Here is a 17,899-nt window from a genome sequence, read left to right on the forward strand (position 1 = left end):
GGTCAAGCGGTGCGGCCGACCAGCAGGTCGGCCAGCTTGCTGAGGCGCCTGACGGTGCGGTCCTCGGTCGCGGCCGGAGCCGGCGCGACGCGCTCGTCGCGGTCGTAGTAGGCGCCGTTGACGATCTCGACGGCCGGGTCGCACAGCCGGACCACGTGCGCGGCTCCCTCGGCGGGGGAGACGCCCTCGTGGGCGTAGAGCGGAAGCAGGGCGGTGTCGCAGACGCCCGGGTGGACGGACACGGCGGTGACGCGCGGGTCGGCCGCGAAGACCGTGAGGGCGAGCTGGGACTGGGCGTAGGCGGCGAGGCGGGAGTAGCGGCGGGCGCGGTTGGGGTCGGCCCACTGGATGGAGGCCGTGCGGTGCAGGGAGGACGAGACGTTCACGACCCGGCCGCCCGGGTCGGTCGTCAGAGCCGGCTCCAACAGGCACGTGAGCAGGTAGTGGGCGAGGAAGTTGACCTGGAAGGCGATCTCGTTGCCGTCGGCGGTGACGGTGTGCCGCTCGGGGGCGGCCATGCCCGCGTTGTTGACGAGGACGTCCAGGTGCGGGTGGGCGGAGACGATCGTGCCGGCGAGGGTCTCCACCTCTTCCAGGTGGGTGAAGTCGGCGCCGTACGCGTGCAGTCGGGTCGCCTGGGCTCCTGCCGTGGCGATGAGGCGGTCTGCCGCCGCCCGCGCCTCCTCGGCGGTACGGCCGTGCAGCAGCACGGTGGCGCCGCGCTCGGCGAGCCGGCGGGCGGTCGCGTAACCGATGCCGGAGGTGGCGCCGGTGATCAGGACGGTGCGAGAGGAAAGGGTGGAGTCGGACATGTCCCATCCGGGGTCGCGGGCACGCCGGCACGGCCCGGTGAGGGGCGGTGGGCGTGCGGTGGAGAAGGAGGAGCGAGGGGCGCCGGAGCCGATCACGGCGCCCCTCGGGTCACGGAAAGCGGCGTCGGCGGACGCGCGTCGGCGGGACGCGGGCGCTTCCGTTCAGCGCGGCTGACGACGCGACGGCCGAGCGGGACTCGGCGGCCGGTCGAAGAGAAGCCAGGCGCTGTTCACAGGCTCCATGGAAGCCGTCCCGCATCCGCCGGGCAAGACGGAACACCTCTCTCTGACGGGGCTCTGACGTGCGCATACGCGTCCTTGACGGGGAGCCTGGCGGGCTTCAGCCGAGGCCGGGCACCCCCGACACGAGCAGGTCGATCAGCTTGATGCCCACGAAGGGCAGCACGAGCCCGCCGAGCCCGTACACGAGCAGATTGCGGCGCAGCAGATCGTGGGCCGAGGACGGGGTGTAGCGCACTCCGCGCAGGGCCAGCGGGATCAGCGCGACGATGATCAGCGCGTTGAAGATGATCGCCGAGGTGATGGCCGAGGTCGGGCTGTGCAGGCCCATGACGTTCAGCGACTCCAGGCCGGGGTATGTGCCCGCGAACATCGCCGGGATGATCGCGAAGTACTTCGCGACGTCGTTCGTGATGGAGAACGTCGTCAACGCGCCTCGGGTGATGAGGAGTTGCTTGCCGATCTCGACGATCTCGATGAGCTTGGTCGGGTTGGAGTCGAGGTCGACCATGTTGCCGGCCTCCTTGGCGGCCGACGTACCGGTGTTCATCGCCACGCCGACGTCCGCCTGCGCGAGGGCCGGGGCGTCGTTGGTGCCGTCACCGGTCATCGCGACCAGCTTGCCGCCGGCCTGCTCCCGCCGGATCAGCGCGAGTTTGTCCTCGGGGGTCGCCTCGGCCAGGTAGTCGTCCAGGCCCGCCTCCTCGGCGATGGCGCGGGCGGTGAGCGGGTTGTCGCCGGTGACCATGACCGTGCGGATGCCCATCCGGCGCAGTTCGGCGAAGCGTTCGCGGATGCCGTCCTTGACGACGTCCTTGAGGTGGATCAGGCCGAGGACGCGCGGCCCGTCCCAGTCGTGCACGGCGACCAGCAGCGGGGTACCGCCGGACGCGGCCACGGCGTCGGCGTACATCCGTGCCTCGGGCGGCACTTGGCCGCCGTACATCTGCGCCCACTCGATCACCTGCTGGGCCGCGCCCTTGCGGATGGCGCACACCGCTCCGTTGTCCCAGCGCAGGTCGACGCCGCTCATCCGGCTGCGGGCGCTGAAGGCGACCCAGCGGGCGTTCGCCAACTCGCCCTCGGCGGGCGCCCGCAGTCCGTACCGCTCCTTGGCGAGGACGACGACGGAGCGGCCCTCCGGGGTCTCGTCGGCCAGTGAGGAGAGCTGGGCGGCGTCGGCGAGCTGCCGTTCGTCGATGCCGGGCAGCGGGACGAAGGCGGCGGCCTCGCGGTTGCCGAGGGTGATGGTGCCGGTCTTGTCGAGCAGCAGGGTGTTCACGTCGCCCGCCGCCTCGACCGCGCGCCCGGACAGGGCGATGACGTTGCGCTGCACCAGCCGGTCCATGCCGGCGATGCCGATCGCGGAGAGCAGGGCGCCGATCGTGGTCGGGATGAGGGTGACGAGGAGCGCGACCAGCACGGCCGTCGACTGGGCGGCTTCGGCGTACTCGCCCATCGGCTGGAGGGTGACCACGACCAGCAGGAAGATGATCGTGAGCGAGGCCAGCAGGATGTTCAGCGCTATCTCGTTCGGCGTCTTCTGCCGGGACGCGCCCTCGACCAGGGCGATCATCCGGTCCAGGAAGCTGTGGCCCGGGCGGGCGCTGACCCGGACGACGATCCGGTCGGACAGGACCGTCGTACCGCCCGTGACCCCGCTGCGGTCGCCGCCCGACTCCCGGATCACCGGCGCCGACTCACCGGTGACGGCGGACTCGTCCACAGCGGCGGCCCCGTCGACCACGTCACCGTCCGCCGGGATCATCTCGCCCGCCTCGACCACCACGACGTCCAGCGGTTTCAGATCGGTGGCGGCGACGGCCTCCGTGCGGGCGGTGGCGAGGTCCGTACCGTAGCTCCAGTGTTCGAGCCGCAGCGCCACCGTGTCCGTACGGGCCCTGCGCAGTGACTCGGCCTGCGCCCTGCCGCGGCCCTCGGCGACCGCCTCGGCGAGGTTGGCGAAGACCACCGTCAGCCACAGCCAGAGGCTGATGACCCAGGTGAAGACGGCGGGGTGGACGAGGGCGGACAGGGTGGTCAGGGCCGCGCCGACGGAGACGACGAAGAGCACCGGGTTCCGGACCAGGGCGCGCGGGTGCAGTTTGCGCAGCGCCTCGGGGAAGGAGCGGACGAGCTGGACGGGTTCGAACAGTCCGCTCGGGGCCCGGCGTCCTGCCCTTCGTTCCGGTAAGGGCCGGAGGGCGCGCCGGGGATGTGACGGTCGGGCCTGCTCGGGGGCAGCGGGAAGCATGGACACCTTCGTGCCTTGAGGGCGGACAGGGACTGTGGCCACGGCCCGTGCGGTGCCGGGGCCCCGGCACCGCACGGGGGCGCACCGACGTCAGCGATGGGATGAAGGGACGTCGGCGCGCCGATGCCTGTCCCTGGGACACGCACCGGACCGCCCTCGCGCCACTGCGGAGTGGGGACTCCACCGGTCGGGTGGGGCCGCTGACGCCCGCGGCCCCAGTGGCGGCCGACAGCGAATCTAACGCCGTTCGCGACACCAACCCGCCCGAAGGGGACGGAATTTGCGGCACTCATACGGCGGCTCCGTAGCCGCCGTCAAAGTGCCGTCAAACCGAGCTGAGGAGCCATCAGGAACGCGTCAACGTCAGCCGTCCATGGCCGGATCCGGTCGCAGACTGATCGACAACGGGGGACGGGCGACCGTCCGATGGCGTGATGTTGGAGGGACCGTGACTCTCACGGCCGGAACAGCGCAGGGTCCTCGGACCGAGGGGGGTACTCCGCCAGGACGGGAACCGTCGGGGGGCAGCCCCGGACCACGGAGACGAGGGGGTTCGCGGACGGGCGAGCCGGGTCCGGGGTCGCGCCCTCAGCCGCAGGTCGTGGCCGCGCGGGCCGCTCTGCGCCGCCGTTTCCGGGCCACCGTGCCCGCACGGCTGCGTCTTCTGCGCGCGGCCACGCTCCTGCTCGCCGCCGCCCTGGCCGTCCTGCTGACCGTCGCCGGGCTGGCCGCGAACGGCACCTGGGACAGCGTGGCCGGACGTGACGCGCCGCGCACCACCAGCGCCGCCGATCTCAACCTCGCCCTGAACGACATGGACGCCCAGGCCGCCAACATGCTGCTGTCCAACGGTGATGCGGGCAAGGGCCGCCTGCGGACGCCGTACGAGAAGGCGGTCGGTTTCTACGGCGACGCCCGGCGCGAGATCGGGCACGACCTGCGCACCCTCGCCGTCGCGGCACAGGGGGACCGGTCCGACGAGAGGACCGTGGAGTCGCTGACCGACGACTTCGCCGAGTACCAGGAGCTGATCGGCCGCGCCCTGGAGAACGACGGGCACGCCGGCGGCAAGGCGTCCGCCCTGGTCGACTACCGCCGGGCGACCGACCTGCTGCAGAGCAGGCTGCTCCCCGAGTCCCGCACGCTGGTCTCCTCCAACGACCGTGCCTTCGACGGCGAGTACGGCGCCGCCCGCTCCGCCCTCGCCGGCCGGCTCGCCGCCGTCGTCGTGCTCGGTGTCCTCCTGCTCGCCGTGCTCGGCCTCCTGCAGTGGTACCTGGCCAGCCGCTTCCACCGGATCCTGAACCCCGGCGTCCTAGCCGCCACCGTGTGCGCCCTGCTCGCGGTCGTCCTCGGCGCGCAGCTGCTCGCCTCGTCGTCCGCGAACCTGCGCACCGCCCGCCGCGACGCCTTCGACTCCGTCGTCGCGCTCTCCCGGGCCCGGGCCGTCGCCTACGACGCCAACGCCGACGAGAGCCGCTACCTGCTCGACCCGCAGCGCCGCGACCGGTACGAGCGGGCGTTCCTCGCCAAGTCCCAGAAGCTGTACGGCATCCGGGGCGCGACCCTCGCCACCTACGACGGCGCGTTGGCCAACACCTGGCAGGCCTACGAGACCGACCACCACGACCTGCGCTTCACCGGTGAGTTCCGGCGCGAGCTCGACAACGTCACCTTTCCCGGGGAGCGCGGCGCGGCCGAGCGGACCGTGCGGGCGTACGCCGTCTACGAGCACGACGACCGCAAGATCCGCTCACTGGTGGCGACCGGACAGGAGCGGGTGGCCACCGAGTTCTGCATGGACTGGGAGCCCGGCTCTTCCAACGCCCACTTCGGTGCCTGGATGGCGGCGCTGGACCAGGTGAAGGGCATCAACCAGGCCCACTTCGACTCGTCGGTGCGCGACGGTCGTTCGGCGGTGGACACGCTCCTGCCCCGGGCGGCCGGTCTGCTGCTCGCGTCGATGGCGCTCACCGCGCTCGGACTGCGGCCACGGCTGGCGGAGTTCCGCTGATCCCGCGAGGACCTCATCCGTCCGACAGCCGTGCCTCCTCGAGGTCCAGCGAGCGCTGGAGCCGGCGGCGGGTGGTGTCGCTGATGCGGTGGCCGTCGTAGAGGCGCTGGAGTTCCGCCGTCTCCACGGTGATCAGGTCGCGGCGGAGCTGGCGGTAGACCAGGTCGGCCGACTCGGTGGCCGTCGCGGTGCCGTTGCTCTCGGCGAGGCGGTCGCGGGCGTCCTCCAAGCGGGCGTTGAGGCCGCGGCGCAGCCGGTCGAGGACGACGTCCGGTACGGCCTCCAGCTCGGCCAGTTCCTCCAGCCGGGCGAGTCCGGCGTGGGCGAGGCGGGAGCGGGCCTCGACCTCCTCTCGTTCGGTGTGGGCGGGCTCCAGGGCGATGCCGGAGCGCCGGACGACCGGAGCGAGGGTGAAGCCCTGGACCACGAGGGTGATCACCACGACCGAGGTGGTGAGGACCAGGACCAGGGGACGGTCCGTCAGCGCGGAGCCGTCCTTCGCGAACTCCGGGATGGACAGGGCGGCGGCCAGCGGCATCACACCCCGGGTGCCCGCCCAGGTCAGGACCATCGGCACCCGCCAGTTCATGCGGCCGACCCCGCCCTTGCGCTGGACGACGGCCGACAGCGGCGCGAGCCACAGCAGGCGTACGGCGATGAGTGTGGCGGCGACGGCGAGGGCGTACAGCGGCCAGGCCCGGTCGCCGTCGGCCAGCGCCCGCACCTGCGCGGGCAGCGCCAGCCCGATCAGCGAGAAGACCACGCTCTCCAGCAGGAACACGACCGTGCCGTACACGGCGTGCAGCTGGAGTCGTATGCGCGCGTTGGTGAGCCGGTCGCCGCGGCCGCCCAGGACCACCCCGGCCACCACGCACGACGTCACCCCGGAGGTGTGCGCGGCCTCCGCGAGGAGATACGCGGCGTAGGGGGTGACCAGGGCTATCACGGTCTCCAGGACCGGTTCCTCGGTGCGCCGCCGGATCAGGGCCACCACCCCGGCCACCGCGGCGCCGATCACCGTGCCGCCGCCGGCCAGCACCAGGAACCTGCCGCCCGCGGAGCCCCAGTTCGCCGCCGCCGACGCGACCGCGATGCCCGCCGCCACCCGGACCAGCACCAGGGAGGTCGCGTCGTTGAACAGGCTCTCCGCCTGGACGAGGACCTGCACCCTCGGCGGCAGGGCGAGCCTGCGGCCGAGCGCGGTCACCGCCACCGGGTCGGTGCTGGCCAGCACCGCGCCCAGGACCAGCGCCATCTGCCAGGACAGCGGCGTCACCGTGGCGGCCACCGCGCCCACGGCAGCGGCGGAGGCGAGGACCAGGCCGATGGCGAGGATCCCGACCGGCTTCCACACCGCCCGCAGCTCCCGCCAGGGCATCTCCTCGGCGCTCGCGTACAGCAGCGGCGGCAGCACGACGAGCCCGATGATCTCGGGGCTGATCTCGATCTGCGGGGTGCCCGGCAGCAGGGCCACGGCGAGACCGGCGACGACGAGCAGGGAGGGCGCGGGGATGCGCCAGCGGCGCGCGAAGGTCGCCACGACGGTGGCCAGTACGACCAGTGCGAGAACCGTGCCGACGCTGCGCATGCCGTCCCCCTGGGGCTTCACAGGAGCCACCCTGGCTCCCAGCCGACCAGACTTCCCGGCACACCGCTTTCACCCTATCCGGCCACGGCACGTCAAGACAGTGTCAAGGTCCCCGGGGCCGGTGCCAAGGAATCGCTAACACGGGCACCCCGCGGAGCCCGGAAGCGCTTCCTTGGGAGCAGTGACCCTCCCTTGCCGGGGAGTTGAGCCAGTGATCGGAGCGCGTCGACGGCGATGAGTGACGTACGGCCCGGACGACTGAAGGTCTACCTCGGGGCGGCCCCGGGAGTCGGCAAGACCTACCGGATGCTCGACGAGGGGCGGCGCCGTGCCGCCCGCGGGGCGGACGTGGTGGTGGGTTTCGCCGAGTGCCACGGGCGGCCGCGCACCGAGGCCATGCTGGACGGCCTGGAGGTCGTCCCGCGGGCCCGGTGCGGCTACCGGGGCGGCGAGTTCGAGGAGATGGACCTGGCCGCGGTGCTCGCCCGGCGCCCGCAGCTCGCGATCGTGGACGAGTTCGCCCACAGCAACGTCCCGGGCGGCGGCCGCAACCCCAAGCGGTGGCAGGACATCGAGCAACTCCTCGCGGCCGGCATCGACGTGATCACCGCGCTGAACATCCAGCACCTCGAATCCCTCAACGACGTGGTCGAGAAGATCACGCACGTACCCCAGCACGAGACGGTCCCGGACGACGTCGTCCGCCGCGCCCACCAGCTGGAACTGGTCGACATGCCCCCGGAGGGGCTGCGCCGCCGCATGGCGCACGGCAACATCTACGCGCCCGAGAAGATCGACGCGGCCCTCGCCAACTACTTCCGGCCCGGCAACCTGACCGCGCTGCGCCAGCTGGCGCTGCTGTGGGTGGCCGACCGGGTCGACGAGGCGCTCCAGGCGTACCGCACCGAGCACGGCATAGGCCGGGTGTGGGAGACACGGGAGCGGGTGGTCGTCGCGCTGACCGGCGGGCCGGAGGGGGACACGATGGTCCGGCGGGCCGCGCGGATCGCCGCCCTCCCCCAAGCTCTCAACTCCGTTCGAGCAGGGGGGACCCCCATCGCCGGGGGCAACCTGCTCGCCGTGCACGTGGCCCGCAGCGACGGCCTGGCCGCCGGTGTCTCGCACGCCTCGCTGGCCCGGCAGCGCCGGCTGGTGGAGGACCTGGGCGGCAGCTACCACTCGGTGGTCGGCGACGACATCGCGACGACGCTGGTGGAGTTCGCCCGCGCGGAGAACGCCACCCAGCTGGTCCTGGGCACCAGCCGCCGGGGACGGCTGGAACGGTTCGTCACCGGACCCGGCACGGGCGAGACCGTGACCGAGCTGTCCGGCGACATCGACGTCCACCGCGTCACCCACGAGCGCGCCGGACGCGGCACCCTGCTGCCCTCCCGGCGCCGTACCCTGTCCACCCGGCGCCTGATCGCCGGACCCGTGGCGGGGCTCGTGCTCCCGGTGCTGCTGACCGCCGTCCTCGCCCAGGTGCGGGGCACGGTGAACCTGACGAGCGAGGCGCTGCTGTTCCTGCTCGCCGTGGTGGGCGTGGCCTGCATAGGCGGGGTCACCTCGGCGGTGATCGCGTCGATCACGGCGTCGCTGCTGCTGAACTATTGGTTCATCCCGCCCATAGGACAGTTCACGCTGAACGACCCGAACGCGCTGCTCGCCCTCGCGGTGTTCATGGTCGTCGCGGCCATAGTGGCCGGAGTCGTAGACCGCTCCCTCAGGCTGTCCCGGCGCTCGGCGCGGGCCACCGCCGAGGCCGAGACCATGTCGTCCCTGGCCGGCTCCATCGTGCGCGGCGGTGCGACCATCCCGGCGCTGCTGGAACGCACCCGGGAGACCTTCGGCATGGAGTCGGCGGAGCTGGTGGACGAGCCGCCCGACGCCGGGGACGTGACGGCCGTACCGGCCGGTCCCGGAGCCCATCTGGTGCTGCGCGGGCGGACCCTGTCCTCCTCCGAACGGCGGGTGCTGGCCGCGTTCGCCGCGCATGTCGGCTCCGCGGTGGAGCGGGCCCGGCTGGCCGAGGCGGCGGCCGAGGTCGAGCCGGTCAAGGCCGCCGACCGGATGCGTACGGCACTGCTGCGGGCCGTCGGCCACGACCTGCGCACCCCGCTCGCCGCGGGCTGGGCCGCCGTCACCTCCCTGCGCAGCCGCGAGGTCGAGTTCTCCGTCGCCGACCGTGAGGAACTCCTCACCACCGCCGACGAGTCCATGGCCAAACTCAACCGCCTGGTGGAGAACCTCCTCGACCTCAGCCGCCTGGAGGCGGGCGCCCTCACCCTGAACCTGCGCGCGACCTCCCTGGAGGAGGTGCTGCCCACGGCACTGGCGGACGTCCCCGGAGTCGACGTGGCGGACACCGAGGCGATCCCGGCGGTGCTGGCCGATCCGCCCCTGCTGGAGCGGGTGATCGCCAACCTCGCCGGCAACGCCGCCCGGCACACCCCGCCCGGCCGGAACGTGCTGGTCACCGCCAGCGCCCTGGCGGGCCGGGTGGAGCTGCGGGTCGTGGACCGGGGGCCCGGGCTTCCCCGGGCCGGCCGGGAGCGCCTCTTCGAGCCGTTCCAGCGGCTCGGCGACACCGACAACACCACCGGCCTCGGCCTCGGGCTGGCCCTCGCCCGCGGCCTGACCGAGGCCATGAGCGGCACCCTCACCCCCGAGGACACCCCGGGCGGCGGTCTGACCATGGTCGTATCGCTGCCCTTCGCGGAACAGCACGCGCACCCTCAGGGTGCGCAGAGCGTAGGAGGTGCCTGATGAGCACCGAGACCAGCACATTCCGGCTGCACCGCACCGGCCGGGCACGCCCGACGCTGGCCGCGCGGCCGCTGCGGGACCGGCTCGCCCTCGCGGCGGGCGTGGTGGCCCCGCTCGTGGTGGCGGCCGCTCTCGTGCCGCTGCGCACGGAGCTGTCGCGGACGAACGCCGCGCTGATCCTCGTGGTCGTGGTCGTCGCGGTGGCGGCGCTGGGCAGCCGTACGGCGGGAGTCGTGGCGGCGCTGTCTGCGGCGGCCTGGTACGACTTCTTCTTCACCCGGCCGTACGAGACGTTCGACATCACCGCGTCCGGGGACGTGGCGACGGCGATCCTGCTGCTCGTCGTCGGTCTGATCGTCTCCCAGCTCGCCGCCCGTGCCCGCCGTCTGGAGGTCGTCGCCGTGACCGACGCGGCCCACCTGGACCGGATCCACCGCACGGCCGCTCTCGCCCACGCGGCCAACTCCGCGGACATCGTGGTCGACCACGTGCGCCGGGAGTTGACCGAGCTGCTGGGCCTGCGTGCCTGCCGCTTCGAGTACGGCACCCTCATCGGGCGGCCGCCGCGGCTGGAGAAGGACGGCACCGTGACGGTCGGCCGGCACACCCGGGACGTCGACACCGCCGGCTGGCCCGAGGGCGAGACCGAGCTACGGGCGTACGGCAACGGGCACTACCTCGGCCGGTTCATGCTCACCCCCGGCCCGGGGCCCCTACCGCCGCTCCAGGCCCGGCTGGTCGCGGTGACCCTGGCCGACCAGACAGGGGCCGCGCTGGACACCTCGGGTCCGGTCACCTGAGTCAGTCGAGCCCGGAGGCCCTGAACACGGCCTGGGCCGTCTCGGAGTCGATACGCCGGGCCAGGCGCCGCAGGGCGGTCGCCCCGCACAGCAGCAGGCCGTCGTCGGCCGCCCTGCGCGCGCCCTGGTCCAGGAGGCGCCACAACTCCGGGTTGTTCACGAGGACTTCGGGATCGATCTCCACCCGGCCGCCGAGCGCGTCCTTCAGCACGAGCCGCTGAGCGATGCCGTCCAGGAAGCGGACGGACACCAGCAGGTCCGTGCGGACCCGGCGTTCGCGCAGCAGCCGCCGCGAGGCCAGCCAGTCCTCGCCGGCCGAGACCCGGGCGGGGCACAGCACGAGGAACAGCAGCAGGGCGAGGGCGAACCACAGCGCGCAACGCCAGGGCACCAACCGCCCCGAGCCCCAGTCGACGAGCACGAGCAGGGCGAGCAGGACCCCGGCACAACGGACGGCATTCCGCACGTCCTTGGGCCGGCGACCGTCATGTGCTGCCTGTTCCATGGCGGCGACGGTAGGGAGCCGAGCGGCCGGATAGAACCATTTTGATGGGATCTTGACGGATATCAGGTGAATTCCGAGATGGCCCGTCAAGATCCCGTCAAAGTCGCACGGTTGGGCGCGAAGAAGCCGCAAGGAGCAGTCGGACCCGGCCGCGAACGGACACAACCTGGGTGCACCCGCGCACCGTTCGGACCTCGTGCGCGGCTGAACGAAGAAGGAGCACGCACCCATGTCCGTCCTGACCCTCCAGCCGGGCGCGACGCCCGCCGACGAAGAACCGCCTGATACCGGGGAACGGCACCGCCTCACCGCCCTCACCGGCCTCGCCGCGCTGTCGCTGGACGCCATGGCGTCGGTGGCGTACGGCCCGGAGGCGATCGTCCTGGTCCTGGCCGCCGCGGGCGCCCACGGCCTCGGCTTCACGCTGCCGGTCACCCTGGCCATCGCCGGACTGCTCGCGGTGCTGGTGGCGTCGTACCGGCAGGTCATCGCGGCCTTCCCGGACGGCGGCGGCTCCTACGCGGTGGCCAGGACGCACCTGGGCGCGCGGACGAGCCTGGTGGCGGCGGCCTCGCTGATCCTGGACTACGTCCTCAACGTCGCCGTCGCGGTCACCGCGGGCGTGGCCGCCCTGACCTCCGCCTTCCCGGGCCTGTACGACGACCGGCTGTGGCTGTGCCTGGCGGTGCTGGTGCTGATCACGGGCGTCAACCTGCGGGGCATCGTGGAGTCGGCGAAGGCGTTCATCGTGCCGACCGTCGTGTTCGTCGGCTCGATCTTCGTCCTCATCGCGGTCGGCCTCTTCCGCTCCCACCCCGTGAGCACGGTCACCGCGGCCGGGCACGCCTCGGTCGTCGCGGACAACGCCACCACCATGGGCACCCTGCTCCTGCTGAAGGCGTTCGCCTCCGGGTGCAGCGCGCTGACCGGTGTCGAGGCCATCGCCAACGCCGTCCCCTCCTTCCGCGTCCCGCGGGCCCGGCGGGCCCAGCGCGCGGAGGTCGCGCTCGGCGCGGTGCTCGGCCTGATGCTGATCGGCCTGTCGGTGCTGATCTCCCGCTTCCACCTCCAGCCGGTCGAGGGCGTCACCGTCCTCGCCCAGCTCGCGGACGCCTCGCTCGGCCACAACTGGGCGTTCTACGTCCTCCAGTTCGCCACGATGATCCTGCTGGCGCTGTCCGCGAACACCTCCTTCGGCGGCCTGCCGGTCCTGCTGAAGCTGCTCGCCCGCGACAACTACCTGCCGCACGTCTTCGCCCTGAAGGCCGACCGCCAGGTCCACCGGCACGGTGTGCTCGCGCTCGCTCTGGTCTCCGCGGCCCTGCTGGTCTTCTCGGGCGGCGACACCAACACCCTGGTGCCCCTGTTCGCCATCGGGGTGTTCGTCGGCTTCACCATCGCCCAGGTGGGCATGGTCCGGCACTGGCGCCTGGAGCGCGGCAGGGGCTGGCGCGGCAAGGCGCTGCTGAACGGCTTCGGCGCGCTGCTCACCGGTGTCGCGACGGTCGTCGTCACCGCGAGCAAGTTCACCGAGGGCGCCTGGCTGATCGTGGTGGCGCTGCCCCTGCTCGTCGCCGCCTTCGGCGCCGTGCACCGCGCCTACGGCCGGATCGGCGAGCGACTCGGACTCGGCCGCATACCCGAGGCCCCGCATCGCGACCGCTCGCTGGTGATCGTCCCGGTGTCGACCCTGTCCCGGCTCACCTCCGAGGCCCTGACGGCCGCCGCCTCCCTGGGCGACGAGGTCCGCGCGGTCACCGTCTGCTACCCGGATCGGGAGGACCGCACCCAGCTGCACGCCCTGGAGCGCGCCTGGGCCGAGTGGGACCCGGGAGTGCCGCTGGTGCGGCTGTCCTGCGAGCGGCGCAGCCTGGGCCGCCCCATCGCCGCGTACGTCCGTGAGGTGGCCGCCGCCGAGCCGGCCACACGGGTCACCGTCCTGATCCCGGAGGCGGAGCCCGAGCGGCTGTGGCAGCGGCTGCTGCAGAACCAGCGGGGCGCCGTCGTCGCGCACGCCGTGCGGCGGGAGACGGACGCGGTGATCTGCCGGCTGCGCTTCCGGCTGATGTGAGCCGGGTCACCGACAGTCACGGCCGCTTACCGGCCGGTACGGATCAGGGTCCGTAAGAGACCCGTCAAAGCCGTGAGGGACGCCGTAAGAGGGTCGTCAACGGGTGACCGGATCCGGCCACGGAGGCGCTTTCCTCGAACCGTCCGTTTCAACCGAACCTCACTCCAGGAGTTCGCGATGGCCGATCTGGCCTTCGTCGTCACCGTGATCGCGGGTTTCGCGCTGGTGGCTCTTGTCGCCAAGGGGGTGACCAAGCTGTGACCGCCGAGAACATCGTCGGCCTCGTCGTGGCCGTCGCCCTGCTGGGCTATCTCGTCCTCGCCCTGATCTTCCCGGAGAGGTTCTGAGAGCTGACATGGGTCCCGTACTGGCCGGCGTGCTCCAGCTCCTCGCGCTCATAGGCGCGCTGGCGCTCGTCTACGTCCCCGTTGGCACCTACATGGCCCGGGTCTACTCCTCCGACAAGCACCTGCGGGTCGAGAAGTGGATCTACAAGGGCATCGGTGCCAACCCCGACGCCGAGATGACCTGGCCCGCGTACCTGCGCGGTGTCCTCGCCTTCTCGGCCGTGAGCGTTCTGTTCCTCTACCTGCTGCAGCGGCTCCAGGGCGTGCTGCCCGGATCGCTGCACTTCTCCTCGGTCAACCCGGCGCAGTCGTTCAACACGGCCGTGTCGTTCGTGACCAACACGAACTGGCAGTCGTACTACGGCGAGCAGACCATGGGGCACGTCGTGCAGACCGCTGGTCTGGCCGTGCAGAACTTCCTGTCCGCGGCCGTCGGCATCGCCGTCGCCGTGGCCCTGGTGCGCGGTTTCGCGCGTTCGCGCACCGGTGAGCTGGGCAACTTCTGGTCCGACCTGGTGCGCGGCACGCTGCGGATCCTGGTGCCGGGTGCGGTCATCGCCGCCGTCGTGCTGGTGGCGTGCGGTGCGATCCAGAACTTCTCCGGCATCCACGAGGTCGGCCAGTTCATGGGTGGCTCGCAGCAGTGGAACGGCGGCGCGGTGGCCTCGCAGGAGGCCATCAAGGAGCTGGGCACCAACGGCGGCGGCTACTTCAACGCCAACTCCGCCCACCCGTTCGAGAACCCGACTCCGTTCACCAACCTCTTCGAGATCTTCCTGATCCTGGTGATCCCGTTCGCGCTGACCCGCACCTTCGGTGTGATGGTCGGGAACGTGAAGCAGGGCTACGCCATCCTCGCCACGATGTTCACCATCTGGCTGGGCTTCACCGCCCTGATGATGTGGACCGAGTTCGCCCACCACGGCCCGGCGCTGCAGGCGGCCGGCGGGGCGATGGAGGGCAAGGAGGTCCGCTTCGGGATCGGCGGCTCGTCGATCTTCGCGGTGTCGACCACACTCACCTCGACCGGTGCGGTGGACTCCTTCCACTCCTCCTTCACCGGGCTCGGCGGCGGCATCACGATGCTGAGCATGATGCTGGGCGAGATCGCGCCCGGTGGTACCGGCTCCGGCCTCTACGGCATGCTGATCATGGCGGTGATCGCCGTGTTCATCGCCGGTCTGATGGTCGGCCGTACGCCCGAGTACCTGGGCAAGAAGATCGGCGCCCGCGAGATGAAGCTGGCGGCCGCGTACATCCTGATCACCCCGGCGCTGGTGCTGGTCTTCAGCGCGGCCTCCATGGCGCTGCCGACCCCGCCGAACTCGATGCTCAACTCGGGCGCGCACGGCTTCTCCGAGGTGCTGTACGCGTTCACGTCGGCGTCGAACAACAACGGCTCGGCGTTCGCGGGTCTGAACGCGAACACCGACTGGTACAACACCATGACCGGGCTCGCGATGCTGTTCGGCCGCTTCCTGCCCATGATCTTCGTTCTGGCGCTGGCCGGCTCGCTCGCCGAGCAGAAGCCCGTCCCGGTGACCGCGGGCACCCTGCGCACGGAGAAGCCGCTGTTCACCGGCCTGCTGGTGGGCGCGATCCTGATCATCACCGGTCTCACGTACTTCCCGGCCCTCGCTCTGGGTCCGCTCGCGGAAGGACTGGCGTGATGAGCACCGACGTACAGAAGCACGAGGACTCGATGTCCACTCCCACTCTCGCGCCCCACCAGGACGCCCCGACCGGGCACAAGCCCGCCGAAAGCCGTGTCGGAGCGGGCCTGTTCGAACCCAAGGCACTGATCAAGTCGCTGCCGGACGCGTTCCGCAAGCTCGACCCACGGGTGATGGTCAAGTCCCCCGTGATGTTCGTGGTGTGGATCGGCTCCGTGCTCACCACGGTGTTCTCCTTCAAGGACCCGACCGACTGGTTCGGCTGGACGATCAGCGCCTGGCTGTGGCTGACCGTGCTCTTCGCCAACCTCGCGGAGGCCGTCGCCGAGGGCCGCGGCAAGGCGCAGGCCGACACCCTGCGCAAGGCCAAGACCGACACGGTCGCCCGCCGGCTGGTGGGCGATTCCGAAGAGCGGGTGCCCGGTACCGAGTTGAAGATCGGTGACCTGGTGGTCTGCGAGGCGGGCGACATCATCCCCGGTGACGGTGACGTCATCGAGGGAGTCGCCTCGGTAGACGAGTCGGCGATCACCGGTGAGTCGGCTCCGGTCATCCGTGAGTCCGGCGGTGACCGCTCGGCCGTGACCGGCGGCACGAAGGTGCTGTCCGACCGGATCGTCATCAAGATCACGACGAAGCCCGGCGAGACCTTCATCGACCGGATGATCAACCTGGTCGAGGGCGCCGCGCGCCAGAAGACGCCCAACGAGATCGCGCTGAACATCCTGCTCGCCTCGCTGACCATCGTCTTCCTGCTCGCGGTGGCCACCCTGCCGCCGTTCGCCGACTACGCGGGCACGCATCTGACCATGGTCGTGCTGGTCGCCCTGCTGGTCTGCCTGATCCCGACCACCATCGGCGCCCTGCTCTCCGCGATCGGCATCGCGGGCATGGACCGCCTGGTGCAGCGCAACGTGCTGGCGATGTCGGGCCGTGCGGTCGAGGCCGCCGGTGACGTCTCGACGCTGCTGCTCGACAAGACCGGCACCATCACCCTCGGCAACCGCCAGGCCGCCGAGTTCGTGCCGGTGAAGGGCACCACCGAGGCGGAGGTCGCGGACGCGGCCCAGCTGTCCTCCCTCGCGGACGAGACGCCCGAGGGCCGCTCCATCGTCGTCCTGGCGAAGGAGAAGTACGGGCTGCGCGAGCGGCACCAGGGCGAGCTGGCGCACGCCGAGTGGATCGCCTTCACCGCCCAGACCCGTATGTCCGGCGTGGACGTCGACGGCCGCGAGGTCCGCAAGGGCGCCACCGCCTCGGTCATCGCGTGGGTTCAGGAGCGGGGCGGCACGGTCGCCAAGGACGCGGACACCGTCGCGAACCGTATCTCCGAGGCCGGCGGCACGCCGCTGCTGGTCGCGATCGAGGACGAGCAGGGCGCCCGCGTCCTGGGCGTCATCCACCTCAAGGACGTCGTCAAGGAAGGCATGCGGGAGCGGTTCGAGGAACTGCGCCGCATGGGCATCAAGACGGTCATGATCACGGGTGACAACCCGCTGACCGCCAAGGCGATCGCCGAGGAGGCGGGCGTCGACGACTTCCTCGCGGAGGCCACTCCCGAGGACAAGATGGCCCTCATCAAGCGGGAGCAGGCCGGCGGCAAGCTGGTCGCCATGACCGGTGACGGCACCAACGACGCGCCCGCGCTGGCCCAGGCGGACGTCGGCGTGGCGATGAACACCGGTACGTCGGCCGCCAAGGAGGCCGGCAACATGGTCGACCTCGACTCCAACCCGACGAAGCTCATCGAGATCGTCGAGATCGGCAAGCAACTGCTGATCACCCGCGGTGCGCTGACCACGTTCTCCATCGCCAACGACGTCGCGAAGTACTTCGCGATCATCCCGGCGCTGTTCGCGGCGGTCTACCCGGGCCTGGACAAGCTGAACATCATGCAGCTGTCCTCGCCCAACTCCGCGATCCTGTCGGCCGTCGTCTTCAACGCGCTGATCATCATCGCGCTGGTGCCGCTGTCCCTCAAGGGCGTGCAGTACCGGCCGGTGAGCGCGGACAAGATGCTGCGGCGCAACCTCGGGATCTACGGCATCGGCGGCCTGATCGCCCCCTTCATCGGCATCAAGATCATCGACGTGATCATCTCCTTCATCCCCGGGATCGGCTGATCGCCATGAACAACTCCGTAACGAACACCGTCCGGTTGCTCGGGGCGGGCCTGCGGGCGCTGCTCGTGCTGACCCTGGTGACCGGTGTCATCTACCCGCTGGTCGTCACCGGCATCGCCCAGGGGCTGTTCCACGACAAGGCGAACGGTTCCGAGATCAAGGCGGACGGCAAGGTCGTCGGCTCGTCCCTGATCGGGCAACAGGGCTACAGCCTCACGTACTTCCAGCCCCGTCCTGCCAACGGACTGGGCACGAACTCGGTCAACACCCGGTACAAGCTGATCCTTTCGGGCGCGACCAACCTCGCCGCCGACAGCAAGGTCCTGCTCAAGCAGGTCGAGGACGCCAAGGCCAAGGTGGTCAAGGACAACTCGGTGCCGGGCTACACCGTCCGCCCCGCGCAGGTCCCCGCCGACGCCGTCACCTCCTCCGGCTCCGGCCTGGACCCGGCCATCTCCCCGGAGTACGCCGAACTCCAGGTGCACCGGGTCGCCGCGAGGAACGGCCTGTCCGTCGCCGCGGTCGACAAGCTGGTCAAGGACCACACCGAGGGCCGCACCCTGGGCTTCATCGGCGAGCCCCGGGTGAACGTCCTTGAACTCAACATCGCGCTCAAGGATCTCGCGGCGAAGCAGTGACGGCCTTACGCGACCCGCACGGGAGCCGGCGGACCGGGAGACATCCCGGCACCGCCGGCTCCCGCAGC

The 17,899-nt window shown here is 71.5% G+C and carries 12 protein-coding genes; 8 read left to right on the plus strand and 4 right to left on the minus strand.

Features of this window, described 5'->3' with window-relative positions; genetic code table 11:
* Nucleotides 1–2: 2 nt before the first annotated feature.
* Nucleotides 3–812 (minus strand): SDR family NAD(P)-dependent oxidoreductase, encoded by an 810-nt coding sequence (locus ACIRVH_RS38475; protein WP_403963733.1) that lies wholly within the window; start codon nucleotides 810–812, stop codon nucleotides 3–5.
* A gap of 340 nt (nucleotides 813–1,152) precedes the next feature.
* Nucleotides 1,153–3,306 (minus strand): potassium-transporting ATPase subunit KdpB, encoded by a 2,154-nt coding sequence (kdpB, locus tag ACIRVH_RS38480; RefSeq protein ID WP_403963735.1) that lies wholly within the window; start codon nucleotides 3,304–3,306, stop codon nucleotides 1,153–1,155.
* A 601-nt stretch (nucleotides 3,307–3,907) separates the two neighbouring features.
* Here kdpB (ACIRVH_RS38480) and ACIRVH_RS38485 point away from each other — a divergent pair.
* On the plus strand, nucleotides 3,908–5,320 hold the full coding sequence (locus tag ACIRVH_RS38485) for a hypothetical protein (RefSeq protein ID WP_403963738.1): 1,413 nt from the start codon (nucleotides 3,908–3,910) through the stop codon (nucleotides 5,318–5,320).
* Between the two features lie 13 nt (nucleotides 5,321–5,333).
* Here ACIRVH_RS38485 and ACIRVH_RS38490 read toward each other — a convergent pair whose 3' ends face one another.
* Nucleotides 5,334–6,908, minus strand: a complete 1,575-nt coding sequence (locus tag ACIRVH_RS38490) for a Na+/H+ antiporter (protein WP_403963828.1) — start codon at nucleotides 6,906–6,908, stop codon at nucleotides 5,334–5,336.
* A gap of 234 nt (nucleotides 6,909–7,142) precedes the next feature.
* Between ACIRVH_RS38490 and ACIRVH_RS38495 the strand changes: the two genes are divergently transcribed.
* On the plus strand, nucleotides 7,143–9,674 hold the full coding sequence (locus ACIRVH_RS38495; RefSeq protein WP_403963741.1) for an ATP-binding protein: 2,532 nt from the start codon (nucleotides 7,143–7,145) through the stop codon (nucleotides 9,672–9,674).
* On the plus strand, nucleotides 9,674–10,474 hold the full coding sequence (locus tag ACIRVH_RS38500; RefSeq protein ID WP_403963744.1) for a DUF4118 domain-containing protein: 801 nt from the start codon (nucleotides 9,674–9,676) through the stop codon (nucleotides 10,472–10,474). Before ACIRVH_RS38495 ends, ACIRVH_RS38500 begins: the two co-directional genes overlap by 1 nt.
* Nucleotide 10,475: 1 nt before the next feature.
* Here ACIRVH_RS38500 and ACIRVH_RS38505 read toward each other — a convergent pair whose 3' ends face one another.
* Nucleotides 10,476–10,979, minus strand: a complete 504-nt coding sequence (locus ACIRVH_RS38505; protein ID WP_403963746.1) for a hypothetical protein — start codon at nucleotides 10,977–10,979, stop codon at nucleotides 10,476–10,478.
* Between the two features lie 229 nt (nucleotides 10,980–11,208).
* Here ACIRVH_RS38505 and ACIRVH_RS38510 point away from each other — a divergent pair, with 229 nt between their 5' ends.
* The 5 genes from ACIRVH_RS38510 (at nucleotide 11,209) to ACIRVH_RS38530 (ending at nucleotide 17,831) form a co-directional block, all read left to right on the plus strand.
* Nucleotides 11,209–13,050, plus strand: a complete 1,842-nt coding sequence (locus ACIRVH_RS38510) for an APC family permease (protein ID WP_403963749.1) — start codon at nucleotides 11,209–11,211, stop codon at nucleotides 13,048–13,050.
* 257 nt (nucleotides 13,051–13,307) lie between these two features.
* Entirely contained in the window at nucleotides 13,308–13,397 is a 90-nt protein-coding gene (gene kdpF / locus ACIRVH_RS38515) for a K(+)-transporting ATPase subunit F (protein WP_016434100.1), read from the plus strand.
* An 8-nt stretch (nucleotides 13,398–13,405) separates the two neighbouring features.
* Nucleotides 13,406–15,067: a potassium-transporting ATPase subunit KdpA gene (gene kdpA, locus ACIRVH_RS38520; RefSeq protein WP_403963752.1), complete on the plus strand. Its 1,662-nt coding sequence runs from the start codon at nucleotides 13,406–13,408 to the stop codon at nucleotides 15,065–15,067.
* A complete protein-coding gene (gene kdpB, locus ACIRVH_RS38525) occupies nucleotides 15,067–17,193 on the plus strand; it encodes a potassium-transporting ATPase subunit KdpB (protein WP_403963754.1) in 2,127 nt (708 codons plus the stop codon). Before kdpA ends, kdpB (ACIRVH_RS38525) begins: the two co-directional genes overlap by 1 nt.
* Nucleotides 17,194–17,198: 5 nt before the next feature.
* On the plus strand, nucleotides 17,199–17,831 hold the full coding sequence (locus tag ACIRVH_RS38530) for a potassium-transporting ATPase subunit C (protein ID WP_403963756.1): 633 nt from the start codon (nucleotides 17,199–17,201) through the stop codon (nucleotides 17,829–17,831).
* The last annotated feature ends 68 nt before the right edge of the window (nucleotides 17,832–17,899 follow it).

The organism is Streptomyces sp. NPDC101165 (genome assembly GCF_044768135.1).
Classification (GTDB): domain Bacteria; phylum Actinomycetota; class Actinomycetes; order Streptomycetales; family Streptomycetaceae; genus Streptomyces.